This window comes from Micromonospora parastrephiae (assembly GCF_016802865.1).
In the GTDB taxonomy this organism is placed as follows: domain Bacteria; phylum Actinomycetota; class Actinomycetes; order Mycobacteriales; family Micromonosporaceae; genus Micromonospora; species Micromonospora parastrephiae.
In genome coordinates this window covers 1-11028 of sequence record NZ_JAEVHM010000185.1, presented here as the reverse complement: position 1 = coordinate 11028, position 11028 = coordinate 1, and the positions used below count along the sequence as shown (strand labels likewise).

The following is an 11028-nucleotide window of genomic DNA, read 5'->3' as shown; positions in this document are numbered from 1 at the left end:
CCCTGCACGCTCAGGGCGTTGCGGGTGGCGGCGGGACCGCAGTAGTAGAAGTTCGGCTGGGCCTCGTAGCGCACGCCCAACTCCCGCTCACCGCTCTTCCGATCACCCTGCGACTGCGACATGGGCTTCGCGTCCGACGCCGCGTAGGCGGTGGTCACGGGCCCGGCGATGGCGCCGCCGGTGAACGCGAGTCCAGCAGCGGTCAGCGCGGTCTTACGGATCAGATCGGTACGCATGATGGCGTGCTCCTCTGCATCAGGGGGATACCGCGCGGTACCAGGGGGTGGCGACCGTGCGGGAAAGTCGTGGGGGATCTGCCCGGCAGCCCCCGTCAAGGGGGCCGGCGTCGGGACAGGGTGTAACGGTTCCGAGCGGCGGATCATTCCACCGGGGAAGTCAACCCCGTGCTGCTCGGCCGTGCGGAGATGTAACCGCGGCGGCCGGGCCGGTGTTCCCGACGACCGCCGCCCGCCACGAGCTGGCAGTCGCGGGGGGCGTGCCGGGTATAACGACCCCACCCCGGCCCCGATTCCACCGCCCGGATGCCCCGATCACAGGACGCCACCGGTCAGACCCGACAATCGGCGCGGCTGGGGAAGCCGGCACGCGGGACGAGGCGGGCTGATCGACTCGGGTTCGCCGATATCGCGGTGTCCGGTGGCGGCGGATACCCCGACGTCGCCGAAATTGTGTCGATCACAAGACCGTCAGGCACCGAGGAGGGCACAGCGGACAACCGGACCGACCGGCCTACGAGCGTCCACTGGCGGCCGCGACCTCGCGCCGTGGCCGACCGCGTCGAGGACACCGCACCCGCCGAAGATCGTGCGCGAACCAGGAAACAGGCCCCTCACCGCCCGGACGAGGGCGCGACAACAAGGATCGAGCACGATCATGCGAGAAGGTCGCCCGCACTGCCGCCGGCGACCGCCGCGAACCACGACCGTGCTCGCTGATCCGCGCACTGTCTCCGAAACTGCTGCCTCACCTCACCGCGAGGCAGCACCTTCCCCGAAACTGCTGCCTCACCTCACCGCGAGGCAGCACCCTCCCCGAAGCTGCCCGACCTCGGCCGGGGCAGCGGGCCTGGACGTGCAGGTGGGGCAGCCCGGATACGTTGGGCTGCCCCACCTGTGGCGCGACGGCGAACTCAGAACCCGAGGGCGCCCCGCCCGCCGACGATCGGCAGTCGCAGCTCACTGTCGTTCGGTGCGACCCGCAGTTCGGTGCCACCCAGCGGCAACAGGGTGTACTCCTGGTCGCTGGAGAACACGACCACGCCGATCCGGTGGCCCGCCGGGAAGATGTAGTCCTTCGGCTCCATGGTCCACCGGTAGTCGTACAGCTTGCCCTGCTTCACCGGCTCGGTGCGCGCGGCGCTCTTGCGGTTCTGCGGGTCCATCCAGCCGCGCGTCACGACGGTCGGCGCGGCGGTCGACCCGGTGGGGCCGTAGTCGACCAGGTACGCGGTGAGGTTCGCGTCCGGCTTGTTCTCGATGGCCATCCGCAGCCGCATCTCCGGGCGACCGGAGACGCGGACGTCCCGGGCCAGCGTGGGGGAGCGGTACGCGAGTCGGTTGGCGCTCGCCGTGTCCGGGTTGGCCACCAGGGTGTCCGGGTGGATCGTCCGGCCTTCGTCGACGAAGCTCTGCTCGACCTTGGCCTTCGGGGGCTTGCCCGTGGTGAGGGTGCCCGGCGCGGTGGCGTCGGTCGCGGCGAGGTTCAGTTCGACGTCACGCGCGCCCGGGTCGGGCCAGTTGGCGTACGTGGTGTACGCCCGGTCCTCCCGCTGGATGACGGCGGTCGGCTCGTCCATGATGCCGTTGCGCACGTTCCACAGCCAGAAGTCGAACCAGCGGTTCTCGGTCTGCTTGTAGGTCCAGGTGCGGCCGTCCGGCAGGGTCACCGATGCGCTGCTGCCGGGGCCACCGTGTCCGCCCTGGTGCAGCCAGATCTTGCGCGGTACGTCCCGCTTGGCGAGCTCGTCCCACCAGCCGGCGAAGTGCTCGGTCTTCACGTTCCAGTCGTTGAGGCCGTGGACGACGAAGACGCTCGCCCGCACGTTTCGCGCGTCGAGGTAGTCGCGGTCCCGCCAGAACGTCGAGTAGTCGCCGGTCGCCCGGTCCTGCTTCTCGGTGATCTCGGCGATCTCGTCGGCGCAGGGTCCCTCGGCCCGTGCCTGTCCGGCCGTGTACTGGGCCAGGATGTCGAGGTCCTCGCCCTGGAACGTCCCGGGGGCGACGACCAGGCCGTTGGCCCGGTAGTAGTCGTACCAGCTGCTGATCGCGGAGACCGGCACGATGGTCTTCAGTCCCTCGACCCCGGTGGTGGCCACCTGGTTGGGCAGCGTTCCGTTGTAGGAGACGCCGGTCATGCCGACCGCGCCGGTGGTCCAGCCGGCGGTGACCGGGGCGCCGTTCGCGTCGTACCCCTTCGCCCGGCCGTTGAGCCAGTCGATGACGGCCTTGGTGCCGAGCGTCTCGGCCTGGTCGCCGCTGGTGGGGCAGCCGTCCGAGTCGCCGGTGCCGATGCTCTGGCCGAGCACCACCGCGTATCCGCGCGGCACGTAGTAGTCGTCGAGCGAGCCGGGCAGGTTGGCCTTCGCCTGGGCCCGCTGGGCGTCCGCGTCGAGCGCCGGAGGCCGGACCGGTGGGTCAGGCCGTTCTGCGGCAGGTCGTCGACCAGCACACTGGGGTACGGCACGTCGCCCCAGGTGTCCTTGCGGTACGGGCTGTGCTCGAAGATGACCGGCACCTTGAAGCCCTGCGTGGCGGTCTCCCGGGGTCGGGAGATGTCGATCGCGACCCGGTCGGGTCGGCCGTCGTGGTCGCTGTCCACCGGGGTCTGGACGAACACCCGCTCCTCGATCGCGTCGGCGAGCGAGAACACCGGTTGGGTCATGCCGTCGCTGACCACGATGCCGGTGGGCGTGGTGGTCGTGGGCGGGGCCGCCGCCGCGGTCGGGGCGGCACTGAGAACCAGGGCGCCGGACACGCCGACGCTCAGGAGTGCCAGATGGCGGGGTCGACGCATGTGCGTCTCCCTTCGGTCGGGCTGGTTGCCGGGTTTCGGCAGGGACGAACGTCGAAGATCCATTCGTCGTCATGCTAGGTGCGAGTCGACGTCGCGTCGATACCTTCGGACGGGCATGCGGCTTTCGTTCACATTGGAAAGCCGTCTTTCCGTACTGGGGAAGCGGCGGAATTCCAGGTCAGGTCGGCGGAAATTGCTGTGTCGTGGGCCCCCGAAGATCAGGTATGCACACATATGATCTTGCAACTAGTCGCCCAAGAGGCGCATTAGTCCACCTGAGACAGGGAGCGAAATGCTCAAGAGAACGCGCTGGCTGCTGGCCGTCGCCGTCACCGCCACGGCGCTGACCGCCGTGCCGGGCGGCACCGCCACAGCCGGCCCCAGCGGTGCCGCCCCGCCCGACACACCCCACACCTCCGCCGGCGGGAAGACCCACACCGTCACCCTGCTGACCGGGGACGTGGTGACCGTGCGGAGCAACGGATCGGGATGCCCACAGGCCACGGTGCGACCGGCGGACGCGAACGCGGTGATCCGCCAGGCCTGCGGCCCCGACGGCCACCTGCACGTCGTCCCCGCCCGCGTCGCGTCCCAGATCGGCTCGACCCTCGACCCCGACCTCTTCGACGTCACCGCCCTGATCGCGGACGGGTACGACGACGAGAGCACCACGCAGTTGCCGGTCATCGTGCAGCCCGCAACCGCCTCCGTCCGGGTCGCCGCGCTCGGCGACGTGTTGGCGCTGCCCAGTATCGGAGCGGTGGCCGGCCACGTACCCAAGAAGAGCCCGGCGACCGCGAAGCTGGCGACCAACTTGCTGCTCGCCGGCGCGAAGAAGGTCTGGCTCGACCGCAAGGTCCGCGCCACCGCGCTGACCGGCGATGGTCAGCACGGCGACCTGGACCGCAACCTGGGGCAGATCGCCGCGCCGGAGGCGTGGAAGGCCGGGTACACCGGCAAGGGCGTCCGGGTCGCGGTGCTCGACACCGGCGCCGACTTCACCCACCCGGACCTGGTCGGCCGGGTCGCCGACCGGGCCGACTTCACCGCCGAGGGCGGTGACGCCGTCGACCACAACGGCCACGGTACGCACGTCGCCTCGACCATCGCCGGCACCGGCGCGGCCGCACACGGTCAGCGTCGCGGCGTGGCGCCCGACGCCAAGCTGGTGATCGGCAAGGTTCTCGACGACCACGGCTCCGGCGCGGACTCCGGGATCATCGCCGGTATGGAGTGGGCCGCCACCCGGGCCGACGTCATCAACATGAGCCTCGGTGGCAGCGACGCGGACGACGGCACCGACCCGCTCTCGCTCGCCGTCGACGGCCTGAGCAGGCAGACCGGCGTGCTGTTCGTCATCGCCGCCGGCAACAGCGGCGGCGCCATCTCCTCGCCCGGCTCCGCCGCGAGCGCCCTCACCGTCGGCGCGGTCGACCGTGACGACAAGCTTGCCGACTTCTCCAGTCGCGGTCCGCTGGTCACCAGCCACGTGGCCAAGCCGGAGCTGGTCGCACCCGGTGTCGACATCGTCGCCGCCCGGGCCGCCGGCACCAACCTCCAAGCGCCGATCGACAGGTACTACGAGGCCATCAGCGGCACCTCGATGGCCAGCCCGCACGTGGCGGGCGCCGCCGCGCTGCTCGCCCAGCGGCACCCCGACTGGACCGGTGAGAAGATCAAGGCCGCGCTCGTCGGCGCCGCCGACCCGCTGACCGGCATCGACCCGTACGCCGTCGGCGCCGGCCGGCTCAACGCGGCCCGGGCCCTCGGCGGCCCGACCAGCGACCAGCCGGTGGTCAACCTCGGCACCTTCGCGTACCCGCAGTCCGGAACCAGCGGGACGACGCTGAGCTGGACCGGCGGGCACACCCCGGCGACGACCGTCCTCGACCTCGACGTGTCGATCGTCAACCACGACGGCCAGCCGGTGCCGCGCGGCGCGGCGTCGCTGTCGACGGGCCGGGTGACCCTCAAGGGCGGCGCCACGGCGGGAACGACGCTCCGCGTCGACCGCGCGGCGCTCGCCAGCCGGCCGGGCTTCTACCTGGCCACCGTCACGGCCCGCGCCGGCCGCAAGCTGATCTCGACCACCCCGGTGAGCTTCTACGTCGAGCAGCCCAGCTATGACCTGACGATCCGCACGAAGCCGCTGCCGGGCCTGAAGGACGGCGCGGAAACCTGGGTCAACCTCATGGTCACCAACCTCACCGACCCGCAGATCTACTACGACGGGGCCTCCGGCACGCCCGGAGACACCTTCACGCTGCGGGTTCCGGCCGGACGGTACACCGTGCTCGGCGCCTCCATCGCCTACTACGTCGACAGTGACGTGCTGGAGACCACGCTCGCCGGCGAGGCCGACCTGGACGTGCGCGGCGCCCGGAGCGTGACGCTCGACCCGGCGCGGGCCAGGCCGGTGACGGCGACGGTCGACGGGGTGCCCACCACTCCCACCCGGGTCGACTTCACCAACGTCCAGACCGCGCCGAACGGTCTGTCCTGGTGGCACCAGGTCAGTGGGTACGGGGCGACGACGACGGTCCGTACGACCGCGCTGCCGCAGCCCAGCGTCGGATCGCGGCGTACCTGGGCGGCCGTCAACCTGGACTCGCCGGCCGGCACGGCCAACCCGTACCGGTACAACCTGGTGCACGAGTACGCCGACGGCGTTCCGGCCGACCCGGCGTACCGGGTGACCAGGGCGGAGCAGGCCAGGCTGGCCCGGATCGACGAGCGGTTCCACCAGACGGACTCGCCGGAAATGTTCACCCAACTGGTCCGTACCGGCCTCACGCGCGACGGGGTGGGGGTGACCCAGACCCACGAGGGGAATTTGCCGCCGTACCGGACCGACTACCTCTCGCCCGACATCGTCTGGGCCGACCAGGGTGTCTACGGTGGACTGGCCGCGGACGAGGCGCCCCGCAGCTACCAGCCGGGTAGCCGGCAGACGAAGATCTGGGCGCGTCAGCCCCTGCACTCCGGCTGGTACGACGACCCCGCCGGTGCCGGCTGGAGCTGCGCCACCCCGCCGTCGCGGACGCGGGGCAACCTGCACCTCGACCTGGTGTCGCTGACCGACCAGCACCAGCGGGCCGACTGCCTGCAGGGTGAGGCGATCGGCGTGAAGCGCACACTGTCGCTGTACCGCGACGGCAAGCTGGTCGAGGCGCGGCAAGGCCCGTTCGGCGACTTCACCGTCCCGCAGTCGATGGCCGACTACCGGGTGACCCTCGACGTCGACACGAGCCTGATCCTGCCGATCTCGACCAGGGTCGACACCTCGTGGACGTTCCGGTCCGCCGGCCCCGACGGGACCGGGAGCGTGCCGCTGCCGCTGCTCGCGATCGACTACGCCCTGCCGATGGACCACAACAACCACCCGGTCGACGGAACGGCCGAGCTGGCCGTCCGGCAGGCGCACGGCGTGAAGACGCAGAAGGTGACGTCGTTCCAGGTCTGGACCTCGACCGACGACGGCGCCACCTGGAAGGCGGCCCGGGTCACCGGCAGCGGCGACGGCTACCGGGTCGAGCTGCCGAAGGCCACCTCCGGGCAGGCCGTGTCGCTGCGGGTGAAGGCCGCCGCCAACGGCGGTAGCGGCATCGAGCAGACCATCATCCGGGCGTACCACGCCGGCTGACGGACATCGCGGTGGTGCGGCCCGACGTCGGCCGGGCCGCACCACCGATCGTCACTGGCCCTCCCAGACCGCCTTCGCGCCGGAGTCGCCGGTACGGACCACGTAGTACACGGCGATGCCGGCGGCCACCACCGACAGCGCCTGCAACGCCAGGGTCAGCGCACGACCGGGGCGTACGCCCTCGGCGGTGCGCGGCGGGACGAACCAGACCAGTGCCAGCGCCACGACCGCCAGCCCGATCGTCGCGTAGAGGGTGAGGTCCCCCAACTCCTGGTGCGCCTCCAGCTTCGGAACGAACTCGGGCGTGACCCGGTTGGCCGAGCGCATGCGCTCGAAGAAGGCGTCACCGGAGAGCTTCGCCAACAGGGCGAAGATCGGCGCACCGAGGGCGACCAGCCCCAGCACCCATCGTGTGTGCGGCCGGACCGCCGCGACGAGCGCGTAGCCGATCGTCAGCAGGGCCAGCAGCGGCACGAAGACGACCGCGGCGTGCAGCACGAGAGGGTGGGCGGGAATGCCCATGAACTCCTCGAACATCGGCGTCTCCTCCGCGCGCTCGGGTGGACGTCGATCGTCCGGCATGGACGCTAGCGGCACACGTCGGGCGTGTCAGCCCCCAAGATTGCCGTCCGGCCGGCCAGCACCGTGACCGGCCGGAAGGCTCAGCGGTCGCAGCGCAGAGCGGTCAGGTCGACGGCGTCGGCCATCGCCTGCATGCCCTTGTCGTTCGGGTGCAGGTGATCCCCACCGTCGAAGAACGGCAGGAGCGCCTGCGGGTCGTACGGACTGCGGGTGATCCGGTCGAGGTCGACCACCGCGTCGAACGTCCCGCTGTGCCGGATCCAGTCGTTGACGCCCTGTCGCACGGCCTCACCCGCGGCGTCGTACTCGGACCAACCCTTGTACGGCATGACCGTGGCGCCGACGACGCACCTGCCCGCCGCGTGCGCCCGGTCGGCGATCTGGCGGTAGCCGGCGGTCAGGTCGTCGACCGTGACGCCGGTGTGCGCCTTGATGTCGTTGATGCCTTCGAGGACGATCACCGTGCTGACGCCGGGCTGAGACAACACGTCGCGGTCCAGCCGGCGCAGCGCGGCCTCACCGGCGCCGTCGGCGAGCACCTTGTTGCCCGAGATGCCCTCGTTGGCCACTCCCCGCACCGGGCTGCCGGCGGCGTCGAGCCGCCGGGCCAGGTAGTCGGGCCAGCGCCGGTTGGTGTCCGACGCCGACGCCCACCCGTCGGTGATGGAGTCGCCCAGGGTCACCACCGACGTGATCGCCGTGGACGTCTGCACGCTGACGGCGTCCAGCCAGTACCAGGAGCCGATCGGGTCGGTCCAGTTGGTCGCCGCCTCCTCGGCGGCGTGGTCGCCCGCGGTCGCGTAGGACGTCTGCATGGCCATGCCGTGCCCGGTCGTGGGCCCCTGCGCGCCGGTGACGTACAGGCTGACGACGAGGTCGCTCTGGGCGGCCAGGCTCCCGGGCAGCGGGTCGCTGAGGACCGTCTGCCCGGGCGGAACGGTGACCGACGTCTGCCCGCCGAACGCCAACCGCCGGTTGCTGCCCCGAACCAGCTCCGCGCCCTGGCGCTGCAACCCGGCGTAGGCGCTGGCGAAGGTGACCGGGTGCTCGCCGAACGCGTTGCTCAGGCGGACTCGCAGCGCACTGCCGGCGACGCTGGTACGCACGACGAGCCGGTAGCTGCGCTCGGCCGGCCCGGCACCCTGCCGGTCGGCGCTGGCGGCCCAGGTGACCACGTGGTGCCGGCCCCCACCGGCCGTCGGGTCGTGCCGCGTCCGAGCCTGGGCGGCCGGGGCGGCCAGGGGTACGCAGAGCAGCGCGGCGACGGCGGCCGCCCCCACGCGACGGGGAAACCCGGCCCGCATCAGAGGTTCCGCAGGGTGACGGACTCACCGGGCCGCAGGGTGATCTGGCGCGGCCGACCGTTGGCCACGAGCGTCGTGCCGCGACCGCCGACGCTGGTCAGTCGCACCTGGGTGACCCGGCCGGCGCGCCAGGTGAGGTCGGCGGTGAAGCCACCCCGTACGCCGATGCCGGACACCGAACCGGCGGCCGCCCACGCGGAGGGCAGCGCGGGCAGCAGCTCGACGTGACCGGGCCGGGAGTAGAGCAGCATCTCGACCATCGCGGCGGGGGTGCCGAGGTTCGCGTCGATCTGGAAGATGCCGCGCCCGGGGTTCGTCTCGTAGATGTCGAAGAGGTTCATGGCGCTGCCGTTGCTGCCGTTCGTCGACGGCTTCAGGTTGTTGACGATGAGCTGGTACGCCTTCTCCGCGTCCTTCAGCCGCGCCCAGCACAGGCTGCGCCACGCGTTGGCCCAGCCGAAGCTGTTCATGCCGCGGGCGGTGAGCAGGGCGGTCGCGCCGGCGACGATCTCCTTCGGGGTGGAGCCGTCCGGGCGGATCCGGTCGCCGGGGAAGAGGCCGATCAGAGGGGAGAGGTGCCGGTGCAGGGTCTCGCCGAGGTTGTCGGGTGACATCCACTCCTGGAGCCAGCCGGTGCTGGGGCTGACCTCGGGCAGGTAGAGGCGTTTGCGGAGGCCGGCGATAATCTGGCCGTAGCCGGTGTCCCGGCCGAGCACCCGGGTCGCGGTGTGGTAGTTCTCGAAGAGGTTCCACACCAGTTCCTGGGAGTAGGTGTTGCCCCGGGTGTCCTGCGGCCCGTGCTCGGCGACCAGTCACGGTCGGCGACCAGGACCTCGCGCGAGGCGCCGGACGCGTCGGTGACCGTGACGTTGACGAGTCGGGTCTCCCAGAACTCCACGGCCCCCTTGATGACCGGGTAGACCTTCGCCAGGTAGGCGCGGTCCTGGGTGTACTCGTAGTGCTCGAACAGGTTCTGGCAGAGCCAGGCGTTGCCGCTCGGGTGCCACCACCAGCCGCTGCCGCCGTACGGGTTGGTGGAGTAGGCGACGGCCCAGCCGGCGATCCTGCCGCTGGTGTTGCGGAACCGGTTGGTCGAGGTGTTGAACATCCGTCGGGTGACCTCGGTCCAGACCGGCAGCTGCGCGACGCAGTAGTCCGCGAAGGCGTCGAAGGTGTCGGTGAGCCCCGCCCGGTCGGCCAACCAGTAGCTCATCTGGATGTTGACGTCGCTGTGGTAGTCGCCCATCCAGTCCGGATCGTTGCCGGCCAGCCACGGGCCCTGAAGGCCGATCGGCAGGCTGCCCCGCGACCCGGAGATCAGCAGATAGCGACCGAGCTGGAGGTACGCGGCCTCCAGCTCGGGGTCGGCGACGTTGTCCCGCCAGCGCGCCTGCGTCCGCTCCCAGGTGTCCAGTTCGCGCTGGGCGGCGGACGACGTGCCGAGGTCGATGGCGAACTGCTCGAACGCCTGCCGGAAGTCGGCGACGTGGGTGTTCAGCAGGTCGCGGACGGACTCGCGGGCAGCGGCCAGCGCCTTGTCGCGGGCGAGCCGCTCGGGGTCCACCGACGGGTCGCGGAATCCGGCGGCGGCGTCGGGGGCGTAGTTGGTGCCGCCGCTGACGACGACGGTGAACTCCCGGCAGCCGGTGACGGAGATCGCCGCGCCGGTGACCGCGACCGTGCCGGTGTCGCTGTGGACGGTGACGGCGGCGCCGTAGCGCAGTCCGTTGGCGAACGACGCGCCGAACGACGCGTACCGGCCGGCGTGCTCGGCGGTGGTGGACTCGCCGTGGGTGCCGGCCAGCGAGACCGTGCCGGTGTACGTGCCGCGGCCCTGCTGGGAGAAGTGCAGGACGATCGCGTCGTCGGGGTGGCTGGCGAACATCTGCCGGCGGTAGCCGACGCCCGCGACGTCGTACGCGACGCTGACCAGGCCCTGTGCCAGGTCGAGGGTGCGGCGGTAGTTGTCGACGGTCCCGAGGTCGTGCCCGGGAATGTCGACGGTGAGCGTGGCCAGCATGGTCAGCGAGCCGAAGTCGTCGCGGCCGTACGGGAACTGGCCGTCGCCGTCGAGGGTGTCGTTGCGACCACCGGTCCACAGCGTCGCGTCGGTGATCATCAGGAGTTCGTGGGCAGGGTCGTTGCTCGCGAGCGCCCCGAGCCGGCCGTTGCCGACCGGCAACCCCTGCTCGATCATCGAGGTGGCGGAGCCGGGAGCCTGCCACCAGAGTTGGTTCTTCGCGGCGGCGTCCCCGCTGAGCAGCGGCGACCCGCTGGGACGCCGGGGGGCCGCCGAGGCCGCGAAGGTGGGCAGGCCGCCGAGTGCGGTGGCCGCGCCGGCGGCGGCAGCCAACCCGAGGAAGCCTCGACGGCTCGGGCGGACAACGCGCGATTCGGTGTTGCGGAACTCCATGTCGGTTCTCCAACCTGGGCCAACGCCGGTGGGCGCGGCCCGGCGCCTCCGCC

General features: G+C 71.6%; 5 protein-coding genes and 2 pseudogenes. 1 reads left to right on the top strand and 6 read right to left on the bottom strand.

Annotated features, from left to right (window positions below; genetic code table 11):
- Both JNW91_RS25785 and JNW91_RS25780 read right to left on the bottom strand, forming a co-directional pair.
- Positions 1-236 (bottom strand): annotated as a pseudogene (locus tag JNW91_RS25785) (C39 family peptidase); the annotation flags it as partial.
- 914 nt (positions 237-1150) lie between these two features.
- Positions 1151-2566 carry a CocE/NonD family hydrolase gene (locus JNW91_RS25780; RefSeq protein ID WP_309244487.1) on the bottom strand — a complete coding sequence of 472 codons (1416 nt, stop codon included), beginning with the start codon at positions 2564-2566 and terminating at the stop codon, positions 1151-1153.
- A 759-nt stretch (positions 2567-3325) separates the two neighbouring features.
- Here JNW91_RS25780 and JNW91_RS25775 point away from each other — a divergent pair.
- On the top strand, positions 3326-6676 hold the full coding sequence (locus tag JNW91_RS25775) for a S8 family peptidase (RefSeq protein ID WP_203177961.1): 3351 nt from the start codon (positions 3326-3328) through the stop codon (positions 6674-6676).
- A 51-nt stretch (positions 6677-6727) separates the two neighbouring features.
- Here the strand turns inward: JNW91_RS25775 and JNW91_RS25770 are convergent, their stop codons facing one another.
- The 4 genes and pseudogenes from JNW91_RS25770 to JNW91_RS25755 form a co-directional block, all read right to left on the bottom strand.
- A complete protein-coding gene (locus tag JNW91_RS25770; protein ID WP_203177960.1) occupies positions 6728-7213 on the bottom strand; it encodes a DUF2231 domain-containing protein in 486 nt (161 codons plus the stop codon).
- A 125-nt stretch (positions 7214-7338) separates the two neighbouring features.
- Positions 7339-8562: an SGNH/GDSL hydrolase family protein gene (locus JNW91_RS25765; RefSeq protein WP_203177959.1), complete on the bottom strand. Its 1224-nt coding sequence runs from the start codon at positions 8560-8562 to the stop codon at positions 7339-7341.
- Positions 8562-8813: a glycoside hydrolase family 95-like protein gene (locus tag JNW91_RS34080; protein WP_407664382.1), complete on the bottom strand. Its 252-nt coding sequence runs from the start codon at positions 8811-8813 to the stop codon at positions 8562-8564. Before JNW91_RS34080 ends, JNW91_RS25765 begins: the two co-directional genes overlap by 1 nt.
- 54 nt (positions 8814-8867) lie before the next feature.
- Positions 8868-10975 (bottom strand): annotated as a pseudogene (locus tag JNW91_RS25755) (glycosyl hydrolase family 95 catalytic domain-containing protein); the annotation flags it as partial.
- Positions 10976-11028: the final 53 nt, after the last annotated feature.

What these genes read in the sequence shown, in the direction of transcription:
- JNW91_RS25775 (WP_203177961.1), top strand. Translation starts at nt 3,326, where the DNA reads ATGCTCAAGAGAACGCGCTGGCTGCTGGCCGTCGCCGTCACCGCCACG.
- JNW91_RS25770 (WP_203177960.1), bottom strand. Translation starts at nt 7,213, where the DNA reads ATGTTCGAGGAGTTCATGGGCATTCCCGCCCACCCTCTCGTGCTGCAC.
- JNW91_RS25765 (WP_203177959.1), bottom strand. Translation starts at nt 8,562, where the DNA reads ATGCGGGCCGGGTTTCCCCGTCGCGTGGGGGCGGCCGCCGTCGCCGCG.
- JNW91_RS34080 (WP_407664382.1), bottom strand. Translation starts at nt 8,813, where the DNA reads ATGCTGCTCTACTCCCGGCCCGGTCACGTCGAGCTGCTGCCCGCGCTG.